Source organism: Phytopseudomonas daroniae, assembly GCF_004327285.1.
GTDB lineage: Bacteria > Pseudomonadota > Gammaproteobacteria > Pseudomonadales > Pseudomonadaceae > Aquipseudomonas > Aquipseudomonas daroniae.
Map to the genome: position 1 here is coordinate 111,250 of NZ_QJUI01000015.1, position 26,465 is coordinate 137,714.

26 protein-coding genes and 1 riboswitch are annotated in these 26,465 nt (G+C 61.7%); of the genes, 11 read left to right on the plus strand and 15 right to left on the minus strand.

What is annotated here, in order from left to right; translation table 11 throughout:
- The first annotated feature begins 173 nt into the window (after window positions 1–173).
- The 4 genes from DNK06_RS17715 to DNK06_RS17730 all read left to right on the plus strand — a co-directional run bounded on the left by DNK06_RS17715 (window position 174) and on the right by DNK06_RS17730 (window position 4,071).
- Window positions 174–350, plus strand: a complete 177-nt coding sequence (locus DNK06_RS17715; protein ID WP_131181320.1) for a con-10 family general stress protein — start codon at window positions 174–176, stop codon at window positions 348–350.
- 543 nt (window positions 351–893) lie between these two features.
- Window positions 894–1,280 (plus strand): NUDIX hydrolase, encoded by a 387-nt coding sequence (locus DNK06_RS17720; RefSeq protein WP_131181321.1) that lies wholly within the window; start codon window positions 894–896, stop codon window positions 1,278–1,280.
- A gap of 109 nt (window positions 1,281–1,389) precedes the next feature.
- Entirely contained in the window at window positions 1,390–2,175 is a 786-nt protein-coding gene (locus tag DNK06_RS17725; protein WP_131181322.1) for a 2-keto-4-pentenoate hydratase, read from the plus strand.
- 249 nt (window positions 2,176–2,424) lie between these two features.
- A complete protein-coding gene (locus tag DNK06_RS17730; RefSeq protein WP_131181323.1) occupies window positions 2,425–4,071 on the plus strand; it encodes a methyl-accepting chemotaxis protein in 1,647 nt (548 codons plus the stop codon).
- Window positions 4,072–4,197: 126 nt separating this feature from the next.
- Here the strand turns inward: DNK06_RS17730 and DNK06_RS17735 are convergent, their stop codons facing one another.
- From DNK06_RS17735 to DNK06_RS17770, 8 genes are all read right to left on the minus strand, one after another.
- Window positions 4,198–4,851, minus strand: a complete 654-nt coding sequence (locus DNK06_RS17735) for a cytochrome c oxidase assembly protein (RefSeq protein WP_131181324.1) — start codon at window positions 4,849–4,851, stop codon at window positions 4,198–4,200.
- Window positions 4,852–4,863: 12 nt separating this feature from the next.
- On the minus strand, window positions 4,864–5,463 hold the full coding sequence (locus DNK06_RS17740; RefSeq protein WP_131181325.1) for an SCO family protein: 600 nt from the start codon (window positions 5,461–5,463) through the stop codon (window positions 4,864–4,866).
- A 119-nt stretch (window positions 5,464–5,582) separates the two neighbouring features.
- On the minus strand, window positions 5,583–6,077 hold the full coding sequence (locus DNK06_RS17745; protein ID WP_131181358.1) for a RipA family octameric membrane protein: 495 nt from the start codon (window positions 6,075–6,077) through the stop codon (window positions 5,583–5,585).
- 270 nt (window positions 6,078–6,347) lie between these two features.
- Window positions 6,348–7,514: a zinc-dependent alcohol dehydrogenase gene (locus DNK06_RS17750; RefSeq protein ID WP_131181326.1), complete on the minus strand. Its 1,167-nt coding sequence runs from the start codon at window positions 7,512–7,514 to the stop codon at window positions 6,348–6,350.
- A gap of 134 nt (window positions 7,515–7,648) precedes the next feature.
- Window positions 7,649–8,671: a FecCD family ABC transporter permease gene (locus tag DNK06_RS17755; protein ID WP_131181327.1), complete on the minus strand. Its 1,023-nt coding sequence runs from the start codon at window positions 8,669–8,671 to the stop codon at window positions 7,649–7,651.
- Window positions 8,671–9,642, minus strand: coding sequence for an ABC transporter substrate-binding protein (locus DNK06_RS17760; RefSeq protein WP_131181328.1), 972 nt, complete (start codon window positions 9,640–9,642; stop codon window positions 8,671–8,673). The genes DNK06_RS17755 and DNK06_RS17760 overlap by 1 nt, the downstream gene beginning before the upstream one ends.
- On the minus strand, window positions 9,639–10,421 hold the full coding sequence (locus DNK06_RS17765) for an ABC transporter ATP-binding protein (protein ID WP_131181329.1): 783 nt from the start codon (window positions 10,419–10,421) through the stop codon (window positions 9,639–9,641). Before DNK06_RS17765 ends, DNK06_RS17760 begins: the two co-directional genes overlap by 4 nt.
- Before the next feature lie 51 nt (window positions 10,422–10,472).
- A complete protein-coding gene (locus DNK06_RS17770; protein WP_131181330.1) occupies window positions 10,473–12,611 on the minus strand; it encodes a TonB-dependent receptor in 2,139 nt (712 codons plus the stop codon).
- Window positions 12,612–12,721: 110 nt separating this feature from the next.
- Window positions 12,722–12,926: riboswitch (cobalamin riboswitch) on the minus strand.
- 113 nt (window positions 12,927–13,039) lie between these two features.
- Between DNK06_RS17770 and DNK06_RS17775 the strand changes: the two genes are divergently transcribed.
- On the plus strand, window positions 13,040–14,083 hold the full coding sequence (locus DNK06_RS17775; RefSeq protein WP_131181331.1) for a LacI family DNA-binding transcriptional regulator: 1,044 nt from the start codon (window positions 13,040–13,042) through the stop codon (window positions 14,081–14,083).
- Between the two features lie 38 nt (window positions 14,084–14,121).
- On the opposite strand, the gene otnI is transcribed toward DNK06_RS17775, so the two are convergent.
- The 5 genes from otnI to DNK06_RS17800 are packed head-to-tail and all read right to left on the minus strand — an operon-like array spanning window position 14,122 to window position 18,448.
- The gene (gene otnI / locus DNK06_RS17780; RefSeq protein WP_131181332.1) at window positions 14,122–14,898 is read right to left on the minus strand and encodes a 2-oxo-tetronate isomerase; all 777 of its coding nucleotides are present in this window, start codon (window positions 14,896–14,898) and stop codon (window positions 14,122–14,124) included.
- A 5-nt stretch (window positions 14,899–14,903) separates the two neighbouring features.
- Entirely contained in the window at window positions 14,904–15,545 is a 642-nt protein-coding gene (gene otnC / locus DNK06_RS17785) for a 3-oxo-tetronate 4-phosphate decarboxylase (RefSeq protein ID WP_131181333.1), read from the minus strand.
- Window positions 15,542–16,813: a 3-oxo-tetronate kinase gene (gene otnK / locus DNK06_RS17790; protein ID WP_131181334.1), complete on the minus strand. Its 1,272-nt coding sequence runs from the start codon at window positions 16,811–16,813 to the stop codon at window positions 15,542–15,544. The genes otnC and otnK overlap by 4 nt, the downstream gene beginning before the upstream one ends.
- A gap of 2 nt (window positions 16,814–16,815) precedes the next feature.
- The gene (gene ltnD, locus DNK06_RS17795; protein WP_131181335.1) at window positions 16,816–17,724 is read right to left on the minus strand and encodes an L-threonate dehydrogenase; all 909 of its coding nucleotides are present in this window, start codon (window positions 17,722–17,724) and stop codon (window positions 16,816–16,818) included.
- Window positions 17,725–17,746: 22 nt separating this feature from the next.
- Complete coding sequence (locus DNK06_RS17800; RefSeq protein ID WP_131181359.1) at window positions 17,747–18,448, minus strand: FadR/GntR family transcriptional regulator; 702 nt, start codon at window positions 18,446–18,448, stop codon at window positions 17,747–17,749.
- A 191-nt stretch (window positions 18,449–18,639) separates the two neighbouring features.
- On the opposite strand from DNK06_RS17800, the gene denD reads away from it, so the two are divergent.
- The 4 genes from denD (at window position 18,640) to DNK06_RS17820 (ending at window position 24,517) form a co-directional block, all read left to right on the plus strand.
- Window positions 18,640–19,596: a D-erythronate dehydrogenase gene (gene denD, locus DNK06_RS17805; RefSeq protein WP_131181336.1), complete on the plus strand. Its 957-nt coding sequence runs from the start codon at window positions 18,640–18,642 to the stop codon at window positions 19,594–19,596.
- Window positions 19,597–19,655: 59 nt separating this feature from the next.
- Window positions 19,656–21,062, plus strand: coding sequence for a GntP family permease (locus tag DNK06_RS17810; protein WP_131181337.1), 1,407 nt, complete (start codon window positions 19,656–19,658; stop codon window positions 21,060–21,062).
- Window positions 21,063–21,304: 242 nt separating this feature from the next.
- Window positions 21,305–22,465, plus strand: a complete 1,161-nt coding sequence (locus tag DNK06_RS17815; protein ID WP_131181338.1) for an L-talarate/galactarate dehydratase — start codon at window positions 21,305–21,307, stop codon at window positions 22,463–22,465.
- 252 nt (window positions 22,466–22,717) lie between these two features.
- A complete protein-coding gene (locus tag DNK06_RS17820; RefSeq protein WP_131181339.1) occupies window positions 22,718–24,517 on the plus strand; it encodes a methyl-accepting chemotaxis protein in 1,800 nt (599 codons plus the stop codon).
- An 80-nt stretch (window positions 24,518–24,597) separates the two neighbouring features.
- Here DNK06_RS17820 and DNK06_RS17825 read toward each other — a convergent pair whose 3' ends face one another.
- Window positions 24,598–24,951 (minus strand): hypothetical protein, encoded by a 354-nt coding sequence (locus DNK06_RS17825; protein ID WP_131181340.1) that lies wholly within the window; start codon window positions 24,949–24,951, stop codon window positions 24,598–24,600.
- Window positions 24,952–25,437: 486 nt separating this feature from the next.
- Between DNK06_RS17825 and DNK06_RS17830 the strand changes: the two genes are divergently transcribed.
- Together DNK06_RS17830 and DNK06_RS17835 are read left to right on the plus strand one after the other, a co-directional pair.
- Window positions 25,438–25,662, plus strand: a complete 225-nt coding sequence (locus DNK06_RS17830; protein WP_131181341.1) for a PLD nuclease N-terminal domain-containing protein — start codon at window positions 25,438–25,440, stop codon at window positions 25,660–25,662.
- Between the two features lie 88 nt (window positions 25,663–25,750).
- Window positions 25,751–26,017, plus strand: coding sequence for a DUF1652 domain-containing protein (locus DNK06_RS17835; RefSeq protein WP_131181342.1), 267 nt, complete (start codon window positions 25,751–25,753; stop codon window positions 26,015–26,017).
- Window positions 26,018–26,026: 9 nt separating this feature from the next.
- Here the strand turns inward: DNK06_RS17835 and DNK06_RS17840 are convergent, their stop codons facing one another.
- Window positions 26,027–26,464, minus strand: a complete 438-nt coding sequence (locus DNK06_RS17840; protein ID WP_131181343.1) for a hypothetical protein — start codon at window positions 26,462–26,464, stop codon at window positions 26,027–26,029.
- Between the last annotated feature and the right edge of the window lies 1 nt (window position 26,465).

Genomic DNA, 26,465 nt, shown 5'->3' on the forward strand with positions numbered 1-26,465 from the left:
GCATTTTGCACGCCACCCTACAAGCGTTTTAATTACCGCGCGCCATGATCTTGTTTCGCCATCACCTTTACCGTCCGTCCTTTTATAAAGCATTAAACTCGAACGAATGCAGTGGAAGCTGCTTCGTACTCCATGAGGCCCGGCCTCATACGCTAATTAATCGGGAGCACAATATGACCAATAGCAATCCTGGTAACTTCGCTAATGATCGTGCAAAAGCATCGGAAGCCGGCCGTAAAGGCGGCCAGCAAAGTGGCGGCAATTTTTCCAATGATCGCGCAAAGGCGGCAGAGGCAGGCCGCAAGGGTGGGCAGAACAGCCACGGCGGTGGCGCTAAGCGCTCATCCTAGATGATGGCGGCAAGGCCTACCACATGCGGGCCTTGTCTTGGTTCTTATTCGATCAAGTTATACGCCTTTCTAAACTTAATCGTTGCAAAAAACCCGTTTCAAATACCGTACCCGAGTAACCAACTCGCCAATCCGATAACACTGGAGCCGTTTCTTATTACCGTCCCCTTTATTATGCAAGCACAGGCCACCTAGAAATATCAAACCTCATACGACCTATCGAATAGTCATTAAAATATTCAGTGCCTATTCTAATCAACTGTTTCAAACAAGCTCAACGTGGTGCCTCTTTTGACTGGAGGTTTGCCATGCGTCTGCCAACCGGCCCACGATCGCAGCGACTGGGCATGGAGCTGTATTCGATTGGCAATAAGCGTGACGTACTCGACGCGCGCTCGCCGACGTTTCTGAAATGATCGGCGCAGGCGTCTACCATGCGGTTATCGCGGGTACAACAATGATGAACTGCACAGGTCAAACAGAGCGAACTTTTTACCGTTTCAACACCCTGTATCAACACTGCACATGAAGTCTGGAACACCCATGATCAAATCCGCCAAACACCGCGCCACCGTTATCTGCCATCAGCACGGCAAAGTTCTGCTGGTGCGCAAGGCCGAAGCGAAATGGACACTACCGGGCGGCAAGATCGAAGCGAATGAAGGGCCGGCGGAAGCGGCGCTGCGCGAACTTTTCGAAGAAACCGGACTGGACAGCGAAGTGCTGGAATTCCTCGCGTTGCACCAATTCGATAGCCGTCCCCACCACGTTTTCCGCGTGAGCGTGCCGGAGTCGCTGGACGCCAGGCCCCAGAACGAAATCGCCGACTGCCGCTGGTTCTCCTTCGTAGATCTGGACAAGGCCGTCAAGAAACCCTCGCGCAAACTGCTCGAACTGTATTTCGCCGAAGGTCGCCAGGAGCAGGCATGATCGTTTACCGTCGGGGAACACTGCGGCCGGCCTGAGCGCCGCCCCGGCAAGCCAGAACGTGGCGCCAACTCGACTTCACCGATCATCACTTCGCGCACCAGGAACCCCCATGCAATCCGATTCTTTCGACCCCACTGCCAGCGCCACGCTGTTGCTGAAAACCTGGCGCGCAGAAACGCTGCTCGATAGCCTGCCCGCCGAGCTGCGTCCCCATACGCTGCAGCAGGGTTACGACGCCCAGGATTGCCTGTTCAAGGCAGCGGGCGGTACTCAAGCCGGCTGGAAACTGGGAGTCGGCAGCCCCGCCGCCATGCGCGCCGCACAGCTGGCGCGACCGTTGGTGGGTCAACTGGAAACGGCACGCTGCCACGCCAGCGGTGCTGATCTGCAACTACCGACGCGTGCACCACTGACCATCGAATGCGAGATCGCTTTCGTGCTGGCTCGCGATATCGAGCCGCTTCCGAACCGCAGCGTACAGCCCGATGATATTCGCCATACCTGCCTGACCTTCGAGGTAGTGCGCTCACGCTTCATCGACCGCAAGCGTGTCGGCTGGCCGAGTTTCACAGCCGATAATGTCGGCTTCGAAGCCCTGATCATCGGCGCCCCCGCCTGCGATGGCCTGGATCTGCAGGTACTGCGCAGCCTGGCGGAAACGACCGTCGTGCACCTTGATGGCGAGCCGAAAGCCGGTGTGCTGAGCGGAGATGCCGCCACCGATCCGCTGAACTCGCTCGCGGCGCTCTACGCCCACGCCGCTGAACGCGGCGAAACGCTGCGCGCCGGTGACATCGTCTCCACCGGCGCCCTGTGCGAACCCTTCGACATCACCGGCAGCGGCCACAGGCTGTCGGTACGCTACCTGGACGAGGAACTGGCATTCTCGTGCTGACCAGTTACCGCGGCGCCACCATCGTCTCGATTCCCAGCTTGAGGGACGGCCTGGCCGCCTCGTCCTGCCGGCGAGCCTCGCCAAGCCGGTAGCGACGCTAGCAATGCGGCCGCTCGGCTTGCTGGAGCCCCCTTGCTCGATCCCGCTGCCAGCCCTGATGCGGCCCGCCGAACGGTGCAGGCGACATGGCAGCATGAAATCATCGGCGTCCGTATACTGGCGCCACTTCACTGACATGGAACCACACCCATGCGCCTCGACACCCTGACACTCAAGACCCGCCTGATCATCGCGGTGGCCATCCCCTGCATCGCCCTGATTCTGGTTGCCGTGACCAGCCTCAACAGCATGTCCAATATGCAGAAGGAGGCCAGTGCGCTCTACCTCAATACCTCTGCCCCCATGCGTGCCATGGCCGAAGCCGCCTCGCGAATTCCGCGTATGCGCGTGGGCATCGACATGATGCTGCTGCAGGATACCGCCCTGCGGGATGAGCGTGGGGTCAAGACCCGCGTACAGGAGGCCCTCAACGAGGACATCCCCGGCATGCGCGAGGCCATGCGCGACGCGGTCGAGGCGCAGGTCAATCCGGAGCGGCGGGCGCAGGCGCAGCGGCTGCTCGATCAGTTCGAGACGATGGTCGGCGACGAACTCACGCCGATGTTGCAGGCGCTCGATGGCGGCGACATGGCCAGGGCGCAGCAGATCTATCGCGACCAGTACGCGAAGAGTTACGGCGTGATGCGCCTGGGTGCCAACGAACTGCTCGACACCTTGCTGCAGCAAGCCGAACAGCAGAACCAGCGCAGCACCGACAACTACGAGCAAGGCCGTACCCATCAGCTGACGATCATCGTGCTCGGCCTGCTGGTGTCGTTCATCGCCTCCTGGCTGATCGTCACCAACCTGCGGCGTCGCGTATCCATCCTGCAGAGCAGCCTGGGCAACGCCGCCGACAACCTGGCGCTGAACGCCCGCATCGAGCTTAGCGGTAGCGACGAGTTGAGCGACATCGCCCACAGCTTCAACCGCTTCCTGGAAAAGATCCACGGCATCATGCAGCAACTGGCCGGCAACTCGCGGCAGCTCTCCGACATGGCCCGCGAGGTGGCCGAACGCGCGCAACTGACGCAAAGCAACTGCACCGCCCAGAGCGACCGCACGGTACAGGTCGCTACCGCCATCCACGAACTGGGTTCGACGGTCAACGAGATCGCCGGCAACGCCGAAAATGCGGCCCAGGTGGCACGCGAGGCCACCGAGCACGCCAACGGCGGGCGCGAAGTGGTGGATCAGGCCAACCAGCAGATCGATGCACTCAGCGGTGAGCTGGAGCAGGCAGCCAATGTAGTCGGCGCGCTGGCGGGGCAGATCGACGCGATCAGCGCCACTCTGGGCACCATTCGCAGCATTTCCGAGCAGACCAACCTGCTGGCCCTCAACGCCGCCATCGAGGCTGCCCGAGCGGGCGAGCAAGGCCGCGGCTTCGCCGTGGTGGCCGATGAGGTTCGTACCCTGGCCAGTCGCTCAGGGGCCTCGACCGAAGAAATCCAGAAGGTCATCGACCGCCTGCAGGCCGAATCACGTTCGGCCGTCGAGGCGATGGCCAAAGGACGCCAGCAAAGCGAACGCGTGGTCGAGTACGCCGCCAAGGCTTCTGAAGCCCTGGCGCAGATCAACGGCCATATCAGCCAGATCAGCGACCAGAACATCCAGGTCGCCACCGCCACCGAGGAGCAGTCCTGCGTGGTCGAAGAGATCAACCGCAACGTCGAGCAGATCAACCAGTTCACCCAGGAAACCACGCTGATCGCCGATCAGTTGAACGATGCCAGCAGCAACCTGCAGAGCCTCTCCAGGCAGCTGGATGATCTGGTGGGCAACTTCAAGCTGTAATCCCACCTTATTCCTACAGATCGACGGCAATAAGGCGTAAGCCCGTAGGATGGGTGAAACCCATCGGCAAATTGATGGGTTTCACCCATCCTACGGGCTGCCTCGTCTAGGTTTTTCAACGGCCTGCTAAGCCCTGCTCTCGCCCATCGTCGACAACAAGCGTGCGCCCAGCGCCACCGCCCCGCCCAGATAAACCACACCACTCCAGGCGGCCATCAGAATGCCGCCAAAGCGCTGATCGTCCAGTTGCTCGAAACCGAATGCCCCCAGGCACAGCTCTGCGGGGTAGATCAGCTTGGGCGCCATTATCAGCATCACACCGAGCATGGTCATGTGCACGAAGGTCAGAAAGAAGCCGAACATCGCAGCCGCCACCCCGCGCCTCGACTGACTGGCGAAACCCAGTAGCCAGACCGCAAGGCCAACGGCCAGAAAACTGGCCTGCTGCGCGACGAATGCCCAGGTATTGATGGCCGCTGCTGCATGCAGCAGCGGTGCATGCCAGCCCCACACCACCAGCATTTCGGCCGCGAACACCAGGAACGTCCAGGCGCCGATATGGCGCAGCTTGTCCACCCGCAGCCCGGAGCGCGCCAGCCCGATGGCTATAAGTGGCGCAGCGAGCGCCACCACGCCGAGGTGCAGCAGCATATGGGCGGAAAACGCCGTGCGGCTCATGGCCGGCAGCGGCCCGAGCCAGCAGGCGGCCAACACCAGGAAACCGAGGATCAGCGGCCAGTTGCGCTGGCGCGTCGCCAGCCCATTCGCTTTCTCATGCATGCCGGTTGCCATTCAGGGTTGTCCGATGGAGCTGGAAATTGCCTGCACCATCGCCTCGGCGGTCATTCGCTGGGAGAAAAGCTCGGCCAACTCACCCTTCGGCCCCATCAGGTAGATGGAGCCCGTGTGATCCAGCATGTAGGTGTCGCCCATCGGCACTTTCTGGAAATACACGCTGTACGCGTCGGCGACCTGGCGAATCTGTTCGACGCTACCGGTCAGGCCGAGGATGCGCTCATCGAAGAACGACGTGTAGGCCGCCAGCACATCCGGTGTGTCGCGTTCGGGATCCAGGCTGATGAACAACGGCTGAACCTGCCTGGCTTGCTCGCCCAGACCATCGAGTACCTTGGCCATATGCATCAGCGTGGCCGGGCAAATATCGGCGCAACGGGTAAAGCCGAAGAACACCAGCAGCCATTGCCCACTGAAGGTCTGCTCGTTGACGGCTCGACCGTGCTGATCCTGCAGCTCGAACGGCCCGCCAACCTGAGCGCCGTTGCTGAGCGCGGCAGTAACCGGGGTGCGCGCTGGCCATAGCTGATAGGACAGAGGCAACGCCGCGAGCAGCAGCCCAATGGCGATAGCGCTGGCGATCCAGGTGCGATTCACTGTCCTGCGCCCTCTTCCGGGTTTCAGCGATAGGACTGTCCGATCGCTTTCCTTGAGCTACTGACCACGAGCGAGCGAGGGGGTGCAGGCAAATGAATGTTACGGCGAGCTGCGAACCGTCAGAACCTGGCCGTGGATGAAAGCTGCAGCCACAATGAGAACAGGCCCAAGACCATCCAGAAGATGATGAACAACCACGGTGAGCGCAGCGAGAATCTCAAGGATTTGTAGTAGCGCTCGTCGCTGGACTCATGCTCGCTAAACAGCGGCGACTGATCGTAGGTGTGGCCGAACTTCGGCTCGCTACGCAGTAAGTGCTGCTGCTTGAAATGCCAATGGCTGATGATGGCCGAGGAGGCTCTGATGCCGGGCCAGGCATGCAGCGAGTTGACGATCCCGAGCAGCGCCAGCATCGTAGGTACCACCAGGGTAAACAGATCACCCCAGGTAGGATTCGAGTTCGCCATGGAGGAGGCGTAGGCGATGACCAGAAAAGACTGTGCTGCCAGATAGGCGTTGGTGCGATCCGCCAGCAGATGGGTCTCGTACTGGATTTCCCGCCGGTAGAAATCCAGCCGCTCCTTCGGTGTACCGAACATTAACGAATCCGACATCTCGTTGTCAGCGGAAGGATTCGAGTCTGTAGAAGCAATGATTCTGGACACGTAGAGCTACCACACAGGATTGATGAAAGGGGCGACAAGTCCGAGCCTCTAGAAGTGAGCGGACTTACTGCCAAACCTGAGCAGGCTGCCCGGCAGCGAATTGGCCGCCGTGAATGCAATCAAGAATATTGCAGCCTCATGGTCATGGGTAACGGCACGCTGAAGTTCTTAAGCCTCTGGCACGCCAATACCATCGCCACTTCCTGCGGCAAATGTCGACTAGGGCCGCAGGATAACCTTGCGGCATTCGTCGTCCTGTTTGTCGAACATTCGGTAGCCTTCGGCAGCATCGGACAGATTCATACGGTGGCTGATGATGATTTCCGGCTGCAGCACGCCGCTCTGGATACGCTCCAGCAAATCCGGTAGCAGGCCATGAACATGGGTCTGCCCCATCTTGAAGGTCAGCCCCTTGTCGAACGCATCGCCAAACAGGAAGCCATGGATGAAGCCGGCATAGACACCGGGCACGCTCACCGTGCCGCCGCGTCGCACGGCTGCTATGCACTGGCGCAACGCTTTGCCGCTGCTGCCTTCCAGCTTGAGCTGGGTCAGCAGGGTTTCGGTAGCGCTGCCCTTGGCTTCGAAGCCCACCGCATCGATTGCCGCATCAACGCCACGGTAACCCTCGGTCTGTTCGATGATCGCCTCGGCGGGATCATCGATCTCGTCGAAGTTGATCGGAATCACCCCGTAGGTCGCCTGTGCGTAGGCCAGCCGGTAGGGTTGCTGATCGACCATGAAGATTTGCCGTGCGCCCAGCATGCGCGCGCACGCCGCCGCCATCAGACCGACCGGGCCGGCGCCATAGATCGCGACGCTGCTGTCTTCACGTACACCGCCATTGATTACCGCCTGGTAACCGGTCGGCAGGATGTCGGTCAGAAACAGCACACGCTCGTCATCGAGCTCATCGGGAATCTTGAATGGCCCGGCATTGGCCTTCGGCACGCGAACCAGCTCGGCCTGGCCGCCCGGCATGCCGCCATACAGATGGCTGTAACCGAACAATGCGGCGCCTGACGGAATCTGCTTCTTGTTGATGATCGCGCCGCGACCGGTGTTGGTGGTTTCGCAGGCGGCGTACAGGTTCATGTCGCAGAAGAAGCAGCTGCCGCAGGCGATCACGAAGGGCACGATCACCCGATCGCCCTTGCTCACCGCCGTCACGGCGCTGCCGACCTCCTCGACGATGCCCATGAACTCGTGCCCAAACACGTCGCCATGCTTCACCTGAGGAATCTTGCCGCGGTACAAGTGCAGATCCGAACCACAGATGGCCGTGGCGGTGACGCGCAGGATGATGTCATCCGGCTCCTGGATGATGGGGTCGTCTACGTTGTCGACGCGAACGTCGTGGCTGCCGTGATAGGTCAATGCGCGCATGCTGATCTCCGGAACGTGGGGTTGCTGGTGCCTGTTCTAGATACCGAGAAATCCCCTCGCGTTAAGTTCAGGCATGAGGATGAGTGGCCAACATCCGCCCCGCGTCCACAGTACCGAGCGATGCTGCTCCGCAGCTATTGGCGCCGCTTGAGCAGAGCGATAAAGAACAGCCCACCGAGCGCCGCCGTGGCGATGCCTATGGGCAGATCTTCCGGCGCGATCAACGTGCGCGCGGCGACATCCACCCAGACCAGAAACAATGCGCCCAGCAAGCCGCTGACGGGGATCAGGCGGCGATGCTCGGCGCCGACCAGCGCACGGGCCATGTGCGGCACCATCAGGCCGACGAAACCGATGGCGCCGGACAGCGACACCAGCACGCCGGTCAACAGCGATGTGCAGACGAATACCTGCAAGCGCAGCCGCTTGCCGCTGAAACCCAGGCTCACGGCGGTCTGCTCGCCACTCATCAACGCATTCAGGCCGCGCGACAAGATCAGCAGTGCCACGAAACCAAGCGTCACGCAGATAGCCGGCAGCCAGATCACTTCCCAGCGCGCGGCCCCCAAACCGCCCAGCATCCAGAACACCACCGATGCCGCAGCGTGGTGGTCGCCGGTGTAGAGCAGCAGGTTGACCAGCGCCATCAGCACGAAAGACACCGCAACGCCGGCCAGCAGCAGCCGGTCGCTGTCCAGGCGACCACTGCGACGGGCAACCGCCAGCACCAGCAGCATGCTGCCTGCCGCCCCGACGAAGGCAGCCAGCGGCAGGCTGAACACACCGAGGAATTCCCCCAGGTAAAGCACCACCAGCACCGCACCGAGCGCCGCGCCCGAGCTGACGCCAAGCAGATGGGGGTCGGCCAGTGGGTTGCGTGTTACCGCCTGCAGCGCGGTACCGACCAGGGCCAGGCCAGCGCCGACCAGCGCGCCGAGCAGCACCCGCGGTGCACGGATCAGCCAGACGATATGCTCCTGGCTGCGGCTCCATTCAGCCCCCAGCTCCAGGCCCAGTTGCCTGCCGATGATCCCCCAGACATTGCCCAGCGGCACCGACGCCGGGCCGAACCCCAGAGCGATCACGCAGGAGATCGACAAGGCGACCAACAGGCCGATGATCAGCAATCTATAGGCCGCTGCGCTGCGTACCGGCATCAGTGCTGCCCACTCTGGAACGACTGCGGATGCAGGCCGGCGGCGATCTTCTCGATGGCCTTGGCGTTGTCCACCGACGGCGTGACTTCCAGGTAGGACAGCACGACGAAACGCTGCTCGCGGATCGCCGTCATCGCCTGCAAGGCCGGATTGCTCAGCAGGAAGTCACGCTTCTGCTGCCAGGAGCGTGGGCCGTAGTCGACGATCACGATCACCTCGGGGTCGCGTTCCACCACGCTTTCCCAGTTCACTTGCGTCCAGCTGGCCGTGACATCGTCCATCACGTTGTGTCCGCCCGCCGTTTCGATCAGTGCCTGAGGCATGCCCATGCGCCCGGACGTGGTCGGCCGATCTTCACCGCTGTCGTAGAGGAAAACCCGCGGCGTACTGCCGGCCTGCTTCACGGCGGCATGAACCGCCTCGATACGCTCGCGCAACTCGCCGACCAGCGTCTCGGCCCGGTTCTCCACGGAGAAGATGCGCCCGAGGTTGAGCAGGTCACGGTACAGGTCATCCAGGCTGGCGCCCTGCTGCTCCATCACCCAGGAGCAGGATTCGCTGAGTTCGTAGACGGGTATGCCGAAAGGCTGCAAAGTCGCAGGAGTGACCGCGCCACCGACGCGCATGCCGTAATTCCAGCCGGCGAAGTACAGATCCGCGTCGACGTTCAGCAAGGTCTCCATGGAGGGATAACGGCTGGCCAGTTCGGGCACATCGCCGAGCGCATCCTTGAAGGCTGGATCCAGGGTTTTCCAGCCGCTGATGCCGGTGTAGCCGGCCATACGGTCGCGCAGGCCGAGGGTGATCAGCATGCTCGTCATGTTGATGTCGTGGCTGACCACGCGTTGGGGTGCCTGATCGAAGGTCACATCGCGGTCACAGCTGCGTACCGTGAGTGGATAGTCGCTGGCGGCAGCCGGTAGCGCGAGCAGAGCCAGCAACAGGCCAGAGAGGTGTCTGAAGGTCGTCATTGAGTAATCCAGGTGATACGTGGATAGGCATGCAGCGGATGTCTGTCGACCAATGCCTGCACGCCGAATACGCGCTGCAACAGCTCGGCGCTCAGCACCTCGACGGGTGTGCCACTGGCGACCAGGCGACCGTCGGCCATTACGTAGAGGCGGTTGCAGAAGGCCGCCGCCAGGTTCAGGTCGTGAAAGCTGGCCAGTGTGCTCAGGCCCAGACTGCGCAGGTGCTGCAACAATTCCAGTTGGTAACGCGGATCGAGGTGGTTGGTCGGCTCGTCGAGGATCAGCAGGCCAGGTTGCTGCACCAGGGCGCGGGCCAGCAACACGCGCTGCTTTTCACCGCCGGACAGAGTGGCGAAAGTCTGTCTCGCCAGCGCGCTCAAGCCGACCTGCTGCAGCGCCCGAACCACGAGTGCGGCGTCCTCGGCGCTGTCGCCGTCGAACAGCCCCTGGTGCGGTGTGCGCCCCATGGCGACTATATCTCCGACGCTGAGGCCGAACTCCTGGGGAAACTCCTGCAGCACCACGGCGATACGTTGCGCACTCCAGCGCGGTGTCCGCCGCCAGAGATCCTCGCCATCGAGGTGCAGGCTCCCGCTCGCCGGCTCGCTCGACCGGTAGGCGCAGCGCAACAGACTGGTCTTGCCGCTGCCGTTGGGGCCGATAAGGCCGACGAACTCGCCCTCGTCGATGTGCAGATCGATATCCTGCAACAGCCAGCGTGGCCCGCTGCGCCGGATATCGACGGCCCAGGACAGCTTCTCGATGCTTAGCGTCGACATGCCAAACTCCTGCTCATGAGCGCACCGGCGAGTTGACCGGTGCGCCGGCGTTTAGAAGCTGTAGTCAGCCGTGACGAAGAACGAGCGCGGCTCGCCCAGGTACCATTGCCGCCCATTGTTGCTGGTGGTAGTGGCGTACTGGCGGTCGAACAGATTGTTCAACTGCAGGCCGAGAGTCAGATCCGGCTGCAGGTGCCAGTCGAAATTGGCATCGACCACGGTGTAGCTCGGCACGCTGACGGTGTTGGCGTTATCCGCATAGCGGCTGTCCACATAACGCGCACCAGCACCGGCACTGAAGCGCTCGGCGAAATCCTTGCTCAGCCACAGGTTGGCGGAACGACGCGGCACGTTGGTTGGGCGATTGCCCTGGAAATCGTTGCTACCGCTGACGAATTCATCGTATTCGGCGCGCACCAGCGCGGCGTTGGCAGACAATTGCACGGCATAGGGCAGGCGCAGCTCGAGGCTCGCCTCGATACCATCCGAGGATTGCTGGCCGACCTGCTGCTGGACGGTCGGGTTGCCTGGGTCAGTGCTGAGCAGCTTCTTCTTGACGATGTGATAGGCCGCCAGCGTCCATTCGCCACGGTTATCGAAGAACTGCTGCTTGATCCCTACTTCGGTCTGCTTCGCCGTGCTCAAGTCCCACTGTTGCTGGCCTGCGTTGAGGGTCAGCAGGTTGCTGACACCTTCGGTGCTGGTCGCGTACTGGCCGTACACAGACAGATCCTCCGTCACCGCGAACACCAGGCCGGCGCGCCAGTTATTGCCGGTCAGGCTGCGGTCGCTGCGGGTGCCCGCGAGCAGGTCATCGCGGTTCAGATGCACCTGATCACGGCGCACACCGGTAATCAGAGAGAGCTGTTCGGTAAGTTGTGTACGATTTTCCGCGAACAGCGAGAATTGACGAGCCTGATTGGCCTCACGGGAGCGGTACGGATCGGTGCTGACATATTCACCACCACCCGGCCGCCCAAGCGGGACGATGTCTCTGTAGGTATTACCGAAATCATGCTTGCGCACGAAACGAATGGAGTTGTAGTCGGCCCCGAGCACGGTCTGGCTATCGAGTCCGAACAGCGAGTGCTTCAAGGTGAACGTCTGGCGATCACCAATCTGCTCCTGTGTCTGCTTGATGCTGATGAAGTCGCTACGCTCGACCAGATCACCAGGCTGCCAGGTATAGGTTTCCGCATTGCGCCAGCGGCGCTGGGTCTTGAGGAAATACAGCTGGTTGCTGGCACTCAGGCTGTCGCTGATAGTCCAGTCGGTAACCAGCCGAGTCGACTGATCGTTGTACTGCACCGTGGCGTTATCGACGTTGTAATTACGCTCGCGCAGGCTCTCGCGGTAGTGGCCGTCCACCAGCGGTGTACCGAAATACTGCTGCGGTTCCAGGTCGCCGTAATCGTGGCTGAGGGTGAAGCTCAGGTCGTCCGTCGCCTCCCAGCGCAGCGCGGCGCTGATGGCCAGGCTCCGCGAATCGCCACGATCGACCCAGCCATTGCTGGCCTGCTGGTTGAGGTTGAAGCGGTAGCTCAGGCTGTCGCTCAAAGAGCCGCCGCTGTCGAACGCCGCCTGCCGACGATCATCGGAGCCGTAGCCCAGGCGCACGCGATTGCGGATCTCGCCTTCGAAAGGTTTCTTCGGCACCACGTTGACCACCGCGCCAGTCGCACCCTCGCCGTACAGCACCGAGGCCGGGCCGCGCAGGATGTCGATGCGCTCGACCGACCAGGTATCGACCGGAAAGGTCACGGTGCCGGCACCGACGTAAAGACGCGTGCCGTCATACAGCTGCATGGTCGAACTGTGCCCAGTGAAACCCCGCGCGGACAGCGCGGTACCGCCATTGCCTGGCGTGCCGATGAAGGTGATGCCGGGCGAACGGGTGACCGCCTCCTGGACGGTGGCGTTGTTGCGTTTCTGAATCTGCTCGGCACCGATACTTGTCACGCTCGCCGGCGTTTCCAGTGGTGTCAGGTTCAGGCGCGAACCGGTCGTGGCAGGCGTATGCAAGTCGGGCGACGCCGACTCGTCCGCAGTGCCGGTAATCGCCGTTGAAGGCAAGGCCAGGGCCTCGTCCGGCTCGGCGGCCTGAATAGGCAGGGCGAGAAACACGCAGGGCACCAGGCCCACACGCAGGGATTTGCCCGACAGGGCATCGAACAGGGAATATCGGGACATGTCGTTCCACTCGAAACAGGAATGAATGAATCCCGGAGGGAACAACGCATAGGGAATCGCAGGCGCAGAAAGCCCACGGAAACCGGCCTGCGCCCGCCCACCGCGGGTTTGCCAAACTGAAGTTTCGGGCCGGTCTCCGGGCTCGCGAGGGTCATGAAGCATTCACCTTCCCATGCCGTGGCACAGTGGTCTTTCGAATGCTTCGCTCGCATACCGTTGCGGGGGCAGCGCCGGACTGATCAATTGCATGACGAACCGGCTTCCCGTTTCACCCCATGCACGACGACATGGGACACCTGAAACTGGCGCGCATCTGACCATCGAAGCGTCGAGCCGTCAATCGTTGCCATGCGGCTCGCTCGATCCATGCGCCACGGGATCGCATGCTGAGATAACATCGCCGGGCCCGGATTGGCAGGAAACACGCAATGAGCAAACACGATGATCGACCGACCACCCAGCGCCCCTCTGCCATCCCAGGCAAAGCGCCTACGCTGGCGGACGTGGCCAAGGTCGCCGGGGTTTCGCCGATCACCGTGTCGCGCACCCTCAATCAGCCGGAGATCGTCCGCCCGGAGCTGCGCGAAAAGGTCTTTCGTGCCGTGCACAAGACCGGCTACGTGCCGGCCATGCTCACGGGCGTGGCCGAACAGCGCAGTCGGCTGATTTCCCTGCTGGTGCCGACCATCGCCAATTCGATCTTCTCGGACACGGTGCAGGCGCTGATCGACACCCTGACCGAAGCCGGCCACGAAACCCTGATCGGCCTGACCAACTACTCCGCCGAGCGCGAGGAACAATTGCTCGATGCCATTCTGCGGCGGCGGCCCGATGGCATCGTGCTGACCGGCACCCTGCACACCAAGGCCAGCCGCACGCGCCTGTCACGCTCGGGCATTCCCATCGTCGAGTCCTGGGATCTCGCGCCCAGGCCGCTGGACATGCTGGTGGGCTTTTCCCACGAGGCGGTCGGTGTGGCCATCGCGCGTTACCTGACGGGCAAGGGCTATCGCCGCTTCGCCGTGGTGACCCTGGATGACCCGCGCGGCCACCGGCGCTGCGACAGCCTGATCAGCGAACTCGCCAGCCAAGGTATTGCCGGCGTGCCCCGCGTGGTACTGCCGCCACCGGCGACGGTAAACCTCGGGCGCAAGGGCCTGCAGCGTCTGCTCGCATCCGGCGAACGTCCCGATGTGGTGGTGTGCAGTTCCGACACCCTGGCCCACGGCATTCTGGAAGAAGCCACCGAACTGGGCATTCGCGTGCCGCAAGACCTGGCTGTGATGGGCTTTGGCGATCTGAGCACCGCCGCGCACTTGCACCCGGCGCTCTCCACCGTGTGCATCAACGGCGCGGACATTGGTATCCAGGCAGCCCGTGCGCTGGTGCAGCGCCTCGATCATCCGCATGAAGAGCCGGTGAAAGTACGCATCGACACCGGCTTCAGGATCATCGAGCGGCATAGTGCCTAGCGTGTTCTGTGCTTAACGATGCCAGCCCCAAGCACGCCTCAACGCCAGGGTGCAAACCAACCCAAACCGTCTTCAGTGAGGCCTCGTGGGTTGTATTCGCAACCGATCCATCCGTCATAGCCGAGGTCGTCAAGCATGGCGAATAACTGAGGATAGTTCACCTCACCGGTGTCCGGCTCATAGCGATCCGGCACGCCGGCAATCTGTATATGCCCGACCCCGGCCTGAAAGCGCTTGAAGCAGGCGGTGAGATCGCCCTCCATGATTTGCGCATGGAAGAAGTCCATCTGCACCTTCAGGTTTGGCTCCCCCAACTCGGCGAGAATGGCATGGCCTTCGGACTGAAGGTTGATGAAATAGCCAGGTATCGAACGGGTATTGATCGGTTCAATGAGGAGTGTCAGTTGATGCTCGGCCAGGCGTCGGGCGGCATAGCGAAGGTTCTCCAGATACACCTCGCGCATCCGCGGACGCAGACCCTCCACACTCACTAGCCCGGCCATCGCGTGCAACCGCGGACAGCTCAACGCGTGCGCGTATTCGATGCCCCGATCAACACCTTCACGGAACTCCGCCTCGCGCCCTGGCAAGGCAGCAATGCCCCGCTCCCCAGCCGCGAAGTCGCCCGGCGGCAGATTGAACAGCACCTGACGCAGGTCATGCTCGGCCAGACGTTCGGCCAGCTCGGCCGGCGTGAAGTCGTAGGGAAACAGGTATTCCACCGCCTTGAACCCGGCGGCCGCGGCACGGCCGAATCGCTCCAGGAAGGGCACGTCGTTGAACATCATGCTGAGATTGGCAGCAAATCTAGGCATTGCACTCACCATTGGGCGCCGAAGGTCTGGCGCAGTTCGTCAATTTGTTCATCGTCGAGCGCGCGTACCGGCTGCTGGCGAAGCAGCAGGTAAAGCTTGGCGGTTTCTTCGAGCTCTTCGATGGCGTAGGTGGCCGCCTCCAGGCTCTTGCCCGAGACGACGGGCCCGTGGTTGGCGAGCAACACCGAGCTGTGCTGCCCCACCAGGCCGCGAATCGCCTCACCCAGCCGTGGATCACCGGGACGGTGATAGGGAATGAGTGGCAAGCGGCCGACGCGCATGACGAAATAAGGGGTCAGCGGCGGCAGGCAAGAGGTTGCATCAAGACAGTCCAGACAGGAGACCGCCGCCGAATGCGTACAGTGCAGATGCACGATGGCGCCGGAATCATCGCGCCCCTCGTACACCGCGCGGTGCAGAAAGGCTTCCTTTGATGCCGGCTTGCCGGCAAGGTGATTGCCCTGCCAGTCCAGCTTGGCGATATCGGCGGGATCCAGCCGGCCCAGGCAGGCGTTGGTCGGGGTCAACAGCCAACCATCGTCAAGGCGAACGCTGATGTTGCCCGATGAGCCAGGGCTCAGCCCGCGCAGGTACAACGAGCGGCCGATCTCGACGATCTCTTCGCGCAATGCGCTTTCCTTGCTCATGCCAGCCTCTCCCACGCCTTGATCATGAAATCGACACTGCCGAAGTTGCCGGACTTGAGCGCCAACGCCAGCGGCTTGCCGGGTTGCCCGAGGGTCTGGGTCCATGGCACCCCAGGGTCGATGCTCGGCCCGATGCGCAGGCCTTCGATGCGCAGTGCGCCGACCACCGCACCGGACGTTTCACCGCCGGCCACCAACAACTGACCGATGCCCAACTGCTCGACCAGCCCTCGCGCAACCGCCGCAAGAGCTGCCTCGATACGCTCGCCCACTTGCTGAGTACCGAACTGCTGCTGAACACGACGCACCGCCTCGGGCGGGCTGCTGGCGTAAATCAGAACCGGCCCCTGGTGCTCCGCGGCCCAGGCCAGCACCTCGGCAACCAAGGCGTCGCCACGCGCCATCAGCTCGCCGGCCTCCAGGCGAAACGCCGGGTACAGCGCTGCTGCCTGCTCGATCTGGGCGAGTGTTGCCCTCGAGCAGCTGCCACTGAGGATCGCCTGGCGCCCCCAGCCCGGTTCCAGCCGGCTCGCTTCGCCACCAGCCTGGAGCAGCCCCCTGGCCTGCCAATCCTGCGCCATGCCCAACGCCAGGCCGGAGCCCGCCGTGACCAGAGGCAGGTCGGCACAAGCGGCGCCCAACACACTCAGGTCATGGTTATCGGTGGCATCGCTGATGGCGATGCCTATGCCCTCGGCGCGCAATGCGGCGATCCGCTGGCGGGTCGCGTCAACACCGGCACGAAGGGTACGGTAGTCGATCAAGCCAACCTGGTGAGCAGTCTGCGGCTGCAGCACACGTATCAGGTTGGCGTCCTGCATGGGCGTGAGCGGATGGTCTTGCATGCCGCTTTCGTTGAGCAGCACGTCATTGGCGAACAAGTAACCGTTGAATACGCTACGCCGGTTTTCCGGGAAGGCCGGACAGGCGATGGTGAAATCGCTGCCCAGTGCCTGCAGCAGCGCGTCGCTGACGGGGCCGATGTTGCCTTCGGCGGTAGAGTCGAACGTCGAGCAATATTTGAAGTAGAACTGTCGGCAACCTTGCTCGCGCAACCAGTCAAGCGCCTGTAGCGATTGGCTGACGGCCTCATCTGGCGCCAGGTTGCGCGACTTGAGCGCCACGACCAGGGCGTCGGCATTGCCCAACTCCAGCGGCCGAGCCGGTATGCCGATGGTCTGCACGGTACGGGCACCGCCACGCACAAGCATGCTGGCGAGGTCGGTCGCCCCCGTGAAGTCATCGGCGATGCATCCGATCAAGGGCATGGTCAAACCTCCTCATTGGCGGCAGCGGGCAGCTGGATGCCGGGAAATATCTTCGCCACGGCAATATCGTCTTCTCGCCCCAATCCGGCGGCCGAGGCCTGCTTGAACATCTGGTGCGCGCTGGCCGTCAGTGGCAGTGGGAATACCGCCTCTTGAGCACTGTCGAGAACCAGGCCGAGATCCTTGACGAAGATGTCCACCGCCGAGCGAGGCTGGTAATCGCCGGCCAGTAGATGCGGCACGCGATTTTCGAACATCCAGGAGTTGCCCGCGCTGTGGCTGATCACCTCATACAGCGCCTGCGGGTCGCAGCCCTGGCGTATGCCGTACGCCATGGCCTCGGCCGCAGCGGCGATATGCACCCCCGCCAGAAGCTGATTGACCAGTTTGATCTGCGAGCCCTGCCCTGCTTCGTCGCCCAGTCGGTAGACCTTGGCCGCGACAGCCGCCAGCGCCGCCTCGCACCGTTCGAAGGCGGCGACGGGCCCGGAGGCCATGATGGTCAGCTCGCCAGCAGCGGCCCGTACCGATCCGCCTGAGATGGGCGCATCGAGCATCGCGACCTGCTGTTCGGCCAAGCGTCTGGAGATGCGTCGTGCCGCTGCCGCGGAAATCGTCGCACAGGCGATTACCACCGTGCCCGGACGTAGTCGCGAAGCGACCCCATGCTCGCCGAACAGCAACTCTTCGGTTTGCGTTGCATTGACCACCACGATGAACAGCAGGTCACTGGTCGAGGCGCTGTCGCCCAATGTGGCAACCGGCATACCACCTTGTGCCAGGAAGGCCTGGCGTACCTCTTCGCGAATGTCGTAACCCCATACCGGCAGGCCGGCGCGCAACAGGGAGTGCGCCATACCAAGCCCCATGGAGCCTAGCCCGACCACGCCAATGCTGGATATCGCTGTCATCTGGTGAGTCCTCTTGTAGTTGTTATTGAGAAGGCGTCTGCGCCTCCCGCAGGCGAATTTCGGCATTGCGCAGATGCATGGAGGCCGCATGCCGCGCCGCCTCGCTATCGCCCGTAGCAATCGCCTCCAACAGCGCATGGTGCTCATGGTCGACCTGACGCATGTACTGCGCATTGCTCGCCTCATTGCGACGGGTCACGCTGATTGCCTGCTGGAGCAGTTGGTGAAGAAAATCGACAGTCTCGAGAAAATGCTGGTTGCCCGTGGCGGCGACCACGGATCGGTGGAAGGCGAGGTCTTCTCTAACCCCGTCCTCGCCACGCTCGACCGCTTCGTCGAGCTCGGCCAGCGCGTTACGCATGGCCCGTAACTGAGCGCTGCTGCGACGCGATGCGGCCAGCTCGGCGGCCTTGATTTCCAGCGCGCTACGCAGCTCGAGGATTTCCACCACCGCCGCGAAATTACCTTGCGGTTGCGGCAGACGTAGCGCAACCGACGGGTTGGCCACGACGAACGTCCCGCTACCCTGGCGAGAGATGAGCATGCCCTCGCGCTTGAGCATCGAAATGGCCTCACGCACGACGGTGCGGCTGACGCCGTACTGGTCGCACAAGGCCTGTTCGGTAGGTAGCCGCGTACCGGCACCCAGCTGACCTTCGTGAACCGCCGTACTCAGACGTTTGGCCAGCCGCTCGGCGAGTTTTGGGGTGGCTTCGTTCAACATTTCCACAGGTATCTCCTGGCAATCGTCGCGCCTGTTTGCCCCCAGTGGCGGCAAATAAGAACAACGCGAGCGGTTGCACCAACGTTAAATTCATCATACAACATGACAACTACCTGTCACCTGATTCATCAATAACAAGAATACGGGGCACGCGTATCACCCCGAATATTCTCCTGAACGGAGTGTGTCGCATGAAGATATTGGTAACTGGTGGCGCCGGATTTCTCGGTGCCCGTTTAATCGAGGCGCTGCTCGCCCCCGGTGCACGCGATCTCCTGCGAGCCGATGACAGTATCGTCTCGGCCGACCTGGCGCCCTGTCCAGTGAAGGATCCGCGCGTCACCTCGCACATCGGCGATATTTGCGACCCCGCCTTCATCGCCTCGCTGGTCGGCCCTGATACTGGCGTGGTCTATCATCTGGCCGCCGTCGTCAGCGGTCAGGCCGAAGCGGACTTCGATCTGGGGCTGCGCATCAACTTCGATGCAACCCGGGCGTTGCTCGAAGCCTGCCGTCAGCAGGGGCAGGCGCCACGCTTCGTGTTCGCCAGTTCACTCGCGGTATTCGGCGGGCCGATCCCCGAGCAGGTTCCCGAATCGCTTGCGCCACTGCCACAGTCATCCTATGGGGCACAGAAGGCAATGGCAGAGCTGCTGATCGCTGACTACTCGCGCAAGGGATTCGTCGATGGCCGCGTGTGCCGGCTCCCAACGATTTCCGTGCGCCCCGGCAAGCCCAACGCCGCCGCCTCATCGTTCGCCAGCGGCATCCTGCGCGAGCCGCTGGCCGGCATGGCAAGCAACTGCCCGGTTCCGCTCGATACCCGCCTGTGGCTGTCTTCGCCGCAGACCGTGATCGGCAACCTGCTTCACGCTGCACGGCTCGATGGAGAGGTGCTCGGCCTGCGCCGCACGCTCAACCTGCCAGGTATCAGCGTGCGGGTCAGCGAGATGCTCGACAGCCTCGCCCGGGTCGGCGGCGACGCGGCACGTGAGCGGGTCAGCTTCGAAGCGGACGAGCGCGTGCAGCGCATCGTATGCAGTTGGCCTGGCGACTTCGACATCGAGCGGCCGCTGCAACTGGGCTTCACCGTCGACGCGGACTTCGACAGCGTAGTGAAGGCTCATCAGCACGACATGAATCGCTAACCCAAACGGCGCCTCTCCAGCGCCGTCGTTCCATCTAATAACAACAAGAGGGATTAACAATGGAAGCAACATCAGTGGCCGGCGCACAACTGATGGTCGGCCTGGTTCTGGCCATCATCGTACTGATCGTGCTCGTCTTGAAGACCCGTATCCACGCACTGTTGGCGCTGGTCATCGCCGCATCCATCTCCGGACTGGTCGGCGGCATGGCTCCCGATGCATTGGTCAAATCCATCACCACCGGTTTTGGTACCACGCTGTCCACTATCGGCCTGGTCATCGGTTTCGGCGTGATGATGGGCCGCCTGCTGGAGGCCTCCGGTGCCGCCGAGCGTATGGCCTACAGCTTCGTCCGCTGGCTGGGCAACAAGCGCGAAGAATGGGCCATGATGGTCACTGGCTACATCGTCTCGGTGCCGATCTTCTGCGACTCGGCGTTCGTCATCCTCAATCCGTTGGTGCGAGCGCTGTCGCGCAACACCGGCAAGTCGATGCTGACCCTGGGTATCGCGTTGGCGGGCGGCTTGATGCTGACGCACCACGCGGTGCCGCCGACTCCAGGTCCATTGGGAATCGCCGGGATCTTCAATATCGATGTCGGGTTGATGATGTTCTGGGGTGTCGTGTTCACCCTCCCCGCGACGTTCGTGCTGGTCGCCTACGCCCGTTTCATGGGGCCGCGTATCGAAGCGATGATCGCCCAGAGCGGACAGGCCCCGATCGAGCCGGCCGTTGCCTACCGCGAAGTACTCGAGCGCGCCGAAGCCCGTGAAGCCGAGCTGCCGCCACTGTGGCTGTCGATGATGCCGATCCTGTTGCCGATCCTGCTGATCTTCGCCAATACGCTGGTCGGCGTGATTGCCAAACTCGACGATGGCAGCACTCTTCCCCAGAGCCTGTTCGGCCAGACCATAGCGTTCCTGGGCAATCCGGTCATTGCAGTCGGTCTTGGAGTGATCGTCGCGCTGTATGGCCTGGTGCCGCGTCGCCCGCGCGAAGAAGTCATCGCGGAGATGGAAAAAGGCGTGGAAAGTGCCGGGATCATCCTGCTGGTGACCGGGGCCGGCGGTGCGCTTGGCGCGGTACTACGCGACAGCGGCGCAGGTCAGTACATGGGCGAGTGGGTGGCAACGCTGCCGCTGCCCGCCGTACTGATTCCCTTCGTGATTGCTTCGCTGGTGCGACTCATCCAGGGCAGCGGCACTGTCGCGATGATCACCGCAGCCTCCATTTCAGCACCGATACTGGCCACCATTCCTGACGTCAACATGGTGTTCGCGGCACAGGCCGCCGCCATCGGCTCTATGGTCTTTGGCTACTTCAACGACAGCTATTTCTGGGTGGTCAACCGGATGCTCGGGGTAAAGAACGCCAAGCATCAACTGCTGACCTGGTCGGTTCCGACTACGCTCGGCTGGCTTAGCTCTCTGCTCACCCTGTTGCTGTTCAACGCCATTCTCGGCTGAATGCAGTCGGCACCTGCGTACTGCTAACGGCTCACTGCCCGAATGCATGCGGTATGCAGTCCAGCCGGCCCTTTTCACTGGCATGCCGTGTTCGTCCCTGAGCTTGTGGGCACGGATGCCTGAGTGGAGAAACGTTTTTCACGCGCTTGAATGATTACCTAATCAGCTTAACGTCCCGAATCACGGCAGGTCGCTTCGAGCACCTGCCGATTCGAACAAGAACGTCAAGCGAGGTAATCAGTGTGAGCGACCAACCCCTTTCCCAAGGCTGTGCAGACCAGGATCAGATCGCCTGGATTCGCATCGCTTCGGTCTTCCTGCCCCTGGCCAACCCGATCAGCGATGCCAAGGTACTGACCGGCCGGCAGAAGCCAATGACCGAGATCGCCATGTTGTTCGTGGAGATCGAAAGCAAGGACGGCCATCGCGGACTGGGTTTCAGTTATTCGAAACGCGCGGGTGGCCCTGGCCAGTTCGCCCATGCCAGGGAAATCGCCCCGGCCCTGATCGGCGAGAACCCCAGCGATATCCAGAAACTCTGGACGAAGCTCTGCTGGGCCGGCGCATCGGTCGGCCGCAGCGGCCTGTCGACCCAGGCCATCGGCGCCTTCGATGTTGCCCTGTGGGACATGAAAGCCAAGCGTGCGGGCCTGTCCCTGGCACGCCTGCTGGGTGCCCAGCGTGATTCGGTGCGCTGCTACAACACCTCCGGCGGTTTTCTGCACACGCCGCTCGATCAGTTGATGAAGAACACCGACCTGTCTCGCGAAAAAGGTATCGGCGGCATCAAGCTCAAGGTGGGTCAGCCTGATTCTGCCATCGACCTGCAGCGGGTCAGCACCGTGCGCCGCCATCTGGGTGACGACTTCCCGCTGATGGTCGACGCCAATCAGCAATGGGATCGCCCCACTGCCCAGCGCATGTGCCGCAAGTTCGAAGAATTCAACCTGGTGTGGATCGAGGAGCCGCTGGACTGCTACGACGCCGAAGGTCACGCAGCGCTGTCGGCGGCGTTCGACACGCCCATCGCCACCGGGGAAATGCTCACCAGCGTGGCCGAGCACGCCGAGTTCATCAAACAGCGCGGCGCCGACTACCTGATGCCCGATGCACCACGGGTCGGCGGCATCACCCCGTACCTGAAGGTCGCGGCCATGGCCGAACAGGCGGGCCTGATGATCGCCCCGCATTTCGCCATGGAACTGCACGTGCACCTGGCCGCTACCTACCCGACCGAGCCCTGGGTCGAGCATTTCGAGTGGCTGGAGCCACTGTTCAACGAACGCCTGGAAACCCGCGACGGCCGCATGCTGGTGCCGACCCGTCCAGGTCTGGGCCTTTCGCTCAGCGAACGAGTGGCCGGCTGGACGGCGCAGGAAGTCGAGATCGGCCAACGCGGCTGAAAACACCAGGATAAAATGCGCTTCACGACGATACCGGCTCAAGGGCCGGTAGCGTCGTGAAGCGCGCTATTTTCCTGCTATCAGCTGCTTTATCCCTGTCTGGCAACGCTCTACACTGCGCGCCCTCAGCGCGAACAACCACCCTGGATATGGCGCAGAACGTCGTCGAAAGCGGCGCGGCCATTAAAGCTTCTGCAGCGCCGGTCGAACTACATAGAACCCTCAGGATATTCTTTTGCCAGGAGCTGCGGCATGCAGTCGTTAAAGTCGTTGTACGATTCTATCGAGATGCACTTTTTCGATACCTTGACCAAGAAATTATCCAGCCTGTTTCTGCTGGTCGTGGTCAGCGGTTTACTGTTCTGGGTCGCAATCGACCTGCGTGCCGACATCCTTCAGCAGTTGCATGCGGCCCAGATAGACGCTGCCCTGCTGAGCCAGATCGAGGCCAAGCTCGACACCCTGGGCACCGCCCTGCTGCTCAGTGCGCTGTTCACTTTGGCAATGGTCAGCTTCATGGTCTGGTACTTCCGCCACCTCATCGTGCGTCCGGTCGACAACATGACCCGCGCCCTGGAAGAAATCGCCAACGGCGAAGGCGACCTGTCCCGCGATCTGCCGCTGCTGACCCACGATGAAATTCGCACCCTGGCCAGCACCTGCAACCGCTTTCTGGCCAAACAGCGCGAGATCATCAGCAATGTGCAGGCGCTTACCGTGCAGATCGCCGTGGAGTCGGCCCGCTCGCTGAAGAACATCAGCGACTCCAGCGAAAGCGCCACCCACCAGGCACGCTTTGCCAATGAAGTGATGAGCGAGAGCAACAGCGCCGTCGGCCGCATCGAAGAGGTGTCGCAACAGACCCAGGCGATCTCCGGCACCACCGCGCAGAACCTGAGCATGGCCCGCGATTCCTATGCCGAGCTGCTGGAGGTGACGGGTAACATCGGTGCCATTTCCCACAGCCTCAGCGAATTCGGCACCCTGGTTTCCGCGCTGAACCAGCGCTCATCGAACATCAAGTCCATCGTCGGTTTGATCCAGCAGATCTCCTCACAGACCAACCTGCTGGCTCTCAACGCGGCCATCGAAGCGGCCCGCGCCGGCGAGAGCGGTCGCGGGTTCGCAGTGGTCGCCGACGAAGTGCGCACCCTGGCGCAGAACGTCAGCCGCGCGACCGACGACATCTCGCAGAACATCGACGCCATGCTCAAGGAAGTGGGCTCGACCCACGAGCAGACCGCACTGATCAGCACCAGTGCGCGGGAAACCCAAGTGGTGGTCGAACGCGCCACTGGCCATTTCGAAAGCATGATCGTCGACTTCGAATCCACCAATGGCAAGCTCGCGGAAATCGCCGAGCACATCCAGCAGGTCGCCGATGCCAACACCGGCATCAACGAGCGGGTCACACAGATTCATGCCGACAGCCAGGCCATCGATCAGCGCATGCAACGCTCCGCGACGGCCACCCGCGATCTGTCAGGCGTGGCCGAACGAGTGCAGACACTATTGGGCCGTTTCGTGCTCGGCCAGGGTGAACTGGATGCCGCGATCACCCGTGCCAGCCAGTGCCGCGACATTCTGCAGAGCCGCCTGGCCGCGCTGCAGCGTGAAGGTGTGAACCTGTTCGATCAGAACTACCGACTGATCGCCAACACCGACCCCAAGCAGTACATGACCGGCTACACCGAGCGCTTCGCGCAGATCTGCCAGGAAGAAATCGACAAGCTGACCAAGGGCACGCCAGGCGGCATCGTCACCTTCATCGTCGACAACAAGGGCTATTGCCCGGTGAACAACAGCTGGGTATCGAAAGCGCCTACCGGCAACCGCGCCGTCGACCTGCCGGTATGCCGTAACAAGCGCATGTTTTCCGACCCGGTCGGGCTGCGCGCAGCGACCAACACCCAACGCTTCCTGCTGCAGACTTACCTGCGCGACACTGGCGAGATCATGACGGAGATCGACGTACCGTTCATTTTCGACGGCCGCCATTGGGGCAACATGCGCATGGGCTTCGATGCCTCACGGCTGTTGGCCAAATCCTGAAGCCTTCAGCAGCTGTTTGATCTCTACCCACGCGCTGACTTAGAAAGCCCCGATTGAACGGGGCTGAGCGAACCAGGCTATCAGGCAGTGGGGCGTAGGGGATTGTCCAGATTGCGGCGCGCCCACATCATCTTCGCGGCAGTGGGATTTACCGGCGCCCCGGTAAAGGTCGGCAGCTTCCTGGAGACCCAGTGAGCACCGGTGCCCTTCCAGTTCACTTCACCACTGACCAGTTTGCGTTCACGAAGAATTTCGTGCTGCAGCGCCTGCATACCCGCCTCGCTGGTGACCGCTTGCTTGTCTACCGCCTTGACGAAAATGTCCATTCCGTCCTTGCTGATCGTCAACAGGTACATGCCATCCGGGCGTGGCTTGATGGAAATCTGATGGTCAGGAAGAGCGGTAACCAACTGATTGAGGGCAGCGGTGGTCATCGGAGAAGTCCTTATTGGAAGGGTGAAATTTATTTATTCTTTGCCAGCAGACTTGTGCATCACACATGCCAACTTTCATAAATAAATAAACGCCCACATTTCGGGGCTCTCCCGCCTGCCGCTGAAAATTATCCCGTGCAGAATGCATGACAGTACAGTTAACGAGCAGGCATCGTGCATGCGTTGCCAACACCCTGTGATATCAGAATGAAGGCATAGTTTGATCAACCTGACCGCTTATCCCGCTGCCCTTCTATTCAGCTGAACTTAATGTGATGGACTATTTCGTAAAGCTATATGCCCCGCATTACTTTTATGGAAGCGGAAACCAGGTTTAACGTAACGCCGGACGCTTCGCCGATAGCTACAAAACCAGGCAAGAAAGCGAAACGAGCGGCTGCAGTGAGAATCAGTAAAGAACCGCTCCCATGACCTTCAAGATCCCTGCTATACGGGGCTCTTGCCACCGAAACAGGAGAACCGACCATGAGCACTCCTTCTTTGTTTTTCTGGCTGGGCGCGATCGCCGTCATCGCATTCATGGATCTCGTGGCGATCATGAATCTATGGCGCAGCGAAAAGAGTTTCAACACTCGTCTGATGTGGGCACTTGCCATAATAGTACTGCCCGTGATTGGACTAATTGCATGGGGATATGCCGGGCCACGCGGTATGCCGAAACCGCCCTCTTCGCCCGAACATAGCAAATAGCCAGCTATTTAACAGTATGACAAGCGTGTTTTATTTGGCACTATAACGCCACTAAAGGAGCAACGCCGGAAGCAATAGTGTGACAACAATGAGATTTCTGGACGCCATGGCGCTGCTGTACAACTATTTCACCCCAATAGTTGTACGCGTGTCGCTGGATACGCCATCCAGCATGAGCGTCACTCTTGATGAGCCGGACTACTCCATGGTCATCCATGTCAATGACATTCCTTGTAAAACGTCACTGACACCGATGGAAGTATTCGAAATCATTCAATTGATAGAAGACCGAGTGCGTAGCGAAGCACCGGAGGTTTTCGACCGCCACCGCGTGCACAAGATGCTGCGCCAGTAACCACCCGCCTTATGCATCCGAGACGGCGCTGCGGTGTTGATGAATCGCCTCCAGCAGTACCACCAGCTCCGCTGCCGATGGAATCGTCCGGCCACCGAGTTCATCCTGCACCGTTCCCTCCACACTGTCCGTCAGCAAACCGAAGCGATTCAGTGCCTCGGTAAGCGCCTGGTCATCCAGGCCCTGCTGTTTGAGCAAACGCAACAGGCTGTCCCACACATCACGCAGATCAGCCTGGTGATCACGGCCATCCGGCCAGGCATGGCCAACGCGTGGTTCCGGATGCATTTCTGCAACCGTCACCTCCCCCTCGTACGCCCGCACGAAACCGCCGGCCTTGGCGACACTGCCATTTCGCGAGGCACGGTGCCAGGCCGCCTGCGCCAGGATTGGCAACGTGGTTTTGCACTGCAGTTCATCGTCGAGATAAATCCTGAATTCGCCCATG

Bases quoted from the DNA above. Each gene is read 5' to 3' on its own strand.
- DNK06_RS17840 (WP_131181343.1), bottom strand. From the start codon at position 26,464: ATGGGCGAATTCAGGATTTATCTCGACGATGAACTGCAGTGCAAAACC.
- DNK06_RS17770 (WP_131181330.1), bottom strand. From the start codon at position 12,611: ATGTCCCGATATTCCCTGTTCGATGCCCTGTCGGGCAAATCCCTGCGT.
- denD (WP_131181336.1), top strand. From the start codon at position 18,640: ATGAAGATATTGGTAACTGGTGGCGCCGGATTTCTCGGTGCCCGTTTA.
- DNK06_RS17745 (WP_131181358.1), bottom strand. From the start codon at position 6,077: ATGTCGGATTCGTTAATGTTCGGTACACCGAAGGAGCGGCTGGATTTC.
- DNK06_RS17765 (WP_131181329.1), bottom strand. From the start codon at position 10,421: ATGTCGACGCTAAGCATCGAGAAGCTGTCCTGGGCCGTCGATATCCGG.
- DNK06_RS17735 (WP_131181324.1), bottom strand. From the start codon at position 4,851: ATGCATGAGAAAGCGAATGGGCTGGCGACGCGCCAGCGCAACTGGCCG.
- DNK06_RS17720 (WP_131181321.1), top strand. From the start codon at position 894: ATGATCAAATCCGCCAAACACCGCGCCACCGTTATCTGCCATCAGCAC.
- DNK06_RS17810 (WP_131181337.1), top strand. From the start codon at position 19,656: ATGGAAGCAACATCAGTGGCCGGCGCACAACTGATGGTCGGCCTGGTT.
- otnC (WP_131181333.1), bottom strand. From the start codon at position 15,545: ATGAGCAAGGAAAGCGCATTGCGCGAAGAGATCGTCGAGATCGGCCGC.
- DNK06_RS17750 (WP_131181326.1), bottom strand. From the start codon at position 7,514: ATGCGCGCATTGACCTATCACGGCAGCCACGACGTTCGCGTCGACAAC.
- otnI (WP_131181332.1), bottom strand. From the start codon at position 14,898: ATGCCTAGATTTGCTGCCAATCTCAGCATGATGTTCAACGACGTGCCC.
- DNK06_RS17835 (WP_131181342.1), top strand. From the start codon at position 25,751: ATGAGATTTCTGGACGCCATGGCGCTGCTGTACAACTATTTCACCCCA.
- DNK06_RS17825 (WP_131181340.1), bottom strand. From the start codon at position 24,951: ATGACCACCGCTGCCCTCAATCAGTTGGTTACCGCTCTTCCTGACCAT.
- ltnD (WP_131181335.1), bottom strand. From the start codon at position 17,724: ATGACAGCGATATCCAGCATTGGCGTGGTCGGGCTAGGCTCCATGGGG.
- otnK (WP_131181334.1), bottom strand. From the start codon at position 16,813: ATGCCCTTGATCGGATGCATCGCCGATGACTTCACGGGGGCGACCGAC.
- DNK06_RS17820 (WP_131181339.1), top strand. From the start codon at position 22,718: ATGCAGTCGTTAAAGTCGTTGTACGATTCTATCGAGATGCACTTTTTC.
- DNK06_RS17730 (WP_131181323.1), top strand. From the start codon at position 2,425: ATGCGCCTCGACACCCTGACACTCAAGACCCGCCTGATCATCGCGGTG.
- DNK06_RS17725 (WP_131181322.1), top strand. From the start codon at position 1,390: ATGCAATCCGATTCTTTCGACCCCACTGCCAGCGCCACGCTGTTGCTG.
- DNK06_RS17755 (WP_131181327.1), bottom strand. From the start codon at position 8,671: ATGCCGGTACGCAGCGCAGCGGCCTATAGATTGCTGATCATCGGCCTG.
- DNK06_RS17775 (WP_131181331.1), top strand. From the start codon at position 13,040: ATGAGCAAACACGATGATCGACCGACCACCCAGCGCCCCTCTGCCATC.
- DNK06_RS17800 (WP_131181359.1), bottom strand. From the start codon at position 18,448: ATGTTGAACGAAGCCACCCCAAAACTCGCCGAGCGGCTGGCCAAACGT.
- DNK06_RS17830 (WP_131181341.1), top strand. From the start codon at position 25,438: ATGAGCACTCCTTCTTTGTTTTTCTGGCTGGGCGCGATCGCCGTCATC.
- DNK06_RS17715 (WP_131181320.1), top strand. From the start codon at position 174: ATGACCAATAGCAATCCTGGTAACTTCGCTAATGATCGTGCAAAAGCA.
- DNK06_RS17760 (WP_131181328.1), bottom strand. From the start codon at position 9,642: ATGACGACCTTCAGACACCTCTCTGGCCTGTTGCTGGCTCTGCTCGCG.